This window comes from Fulvivirga aurantia, assembly GCF_009711475.1.
GTDB classification, from domain to species: domain Bacteria; phylum Bacteroidota; class Bacteroidia; order Cytophagales; family Cyclobacteriaceae; genus Fulvivirga; species Fulvivirga aurantia.
In genome coordinates this window covers 1-1,705 of the sequence record NZ_SMMD01000314.1, presented here as the reverse complement: position 1 = coordinate 1,705, position 1,705 = coordinate 1, and the positions used below count along the sequence as shown (strand labels likewise).

Below are 1,705 nucleotides of genomic sequence, written 5' to 3'. Positions count from 1 at the left end.
TTTTTCAATAAATAAACAGTTTATGATTAAGCTACCTTCCCTTAATGCAATTATTGATCGTGCCGCACATTCCTTTTTGCGATTTCCGCTATCTATCTTGAGCTCAGTTGCGGCCGCTGCTATTGCGATGTATTTGTTTGAGACAGAGCCAAGAGAGCCACAACTCTATTTAATAAATCTCATGCTATGCTTTGCGCTGGGTATACCTCTGTTTTTTAGTGTAGGTATTTTATCAGATAAAAGAAGGCTCACTGCCAAAAGCCGTTTCTTACTTTATATAGGTGCGGTGTTGTTTCTCGGTCTTATCTATTGCAGTTTTCCTGATAGCACTTCCGTAAATAATGTAGCCATACCATATATCAGATACGCCATCTTCAATGTGATCGTGCACCTCATTGCTTCCTTTGCTCCTTATAGTAATACAGGCAGTTATAACGGGTTTTGGCAATACAATAAAGCGTTGTTTCTAAGAATCCTCGAAGCCATTTTATACTCAGGCTTTCTGTATGTGGGGCTCGCGTTGGCTTTGGGTGCTTTGGAACTATTATTTGACGTAGATGTGCACGAAAAGCTATATTTTCACCTTTTTATTTTTATAGTAGGCTTTTTTAATACGTGGTTCTTTCTATCAGGTGTGCCTGAGAACTTTTCCGATTTAGAGGATAATATTAAATATCCCAAAGGACTGAAAGTATTTACCCAATACATTTTATTACCTCTTCTGTCGATTTACCTCATTATTTTATACAGCTATGGCCTTAAAATTATTATTTCCTGGAACTGGCCTGAAGGTATTGTATCGTATCTAATCATTTGTGTAGCGGTGGTAGGTATTTTACTTGTCTTGCTGCTTTATCCTTATCAAAAAGACGAAGGAAGCACATGGGTGAAACGTTTTTCGCTTCTATACTATGTAGCACTATTGCCTTTGATAGTAATGCTATTTCTAGCAATAGGTATGCGTATTGGTGATTATGGCATTACTATTAACCGATACATTATAACATTACTCGGAATTTGGCTGTCGATTATAGCCCTCTATTTCGTTATGGGCAAAAAGAATATCAAGTTTATTCCAATATCCCTAGCCTCCATACTTTTAATCGCATCATTTGGGCCGTGGGGTATTTTCAGCGTAAGCGAAAGCAGTCAGCTCAATAGACTTGAATCGATTTTGAGGAGCGAAAACCTACTTGTGGATGGAAAGGTGAAAAACCAATTTGAGTGGAGCCTTAATGAAAAAAATGAATTGCTCCATGCCGGTCAATTACCTCAGGAGGGGTTGCTTATTGATTCCCTCCATCAGGAAGTAAAGTCTATTATAGAATATTTAAACGATTTCCATGATATATCTGCAACCAATAAATATGTAGACCAGGATTTAGATTCTTTAATACGCAAAGCACTTGATTCTTCCAGATACGTAAATCGCACGCGTATTTACATGGAAGCAATGGGAGTCACATACTATCAAAGAGATGCAGCTGGTATCAGATATTATTCCTATAGTGCAGAAAATGATGAAGTTATACCAGTCAGAGATTACGACTATTTAATTGACGTAAATGCGAATAACAGAAGTGCAATTGCTAAAAAATTCCGTATTGATTCGTCCACTTTCATTATTGGTCTAGAAAATAAATTATTAATAATCACTACAGGGATGAATCACTACGAACTAGATCTCACGCCCTTGGTGAACAGA

General features: G+C 37.2%; 1 protein-coding gene. It reads left to right on the top strand.

The annotated features are described in order from the left end of the window. Positions 1 to 22: 22 nt before the first annotated feature. A partial coding sequence (locus tag E1176_RS01405) for a DUF4153 domain-containing protein (RefSeq protein WP_155208794.1) occupies positions 23 to 1,705 on the top strand: 1,683 nt, incomplete at its 3' end.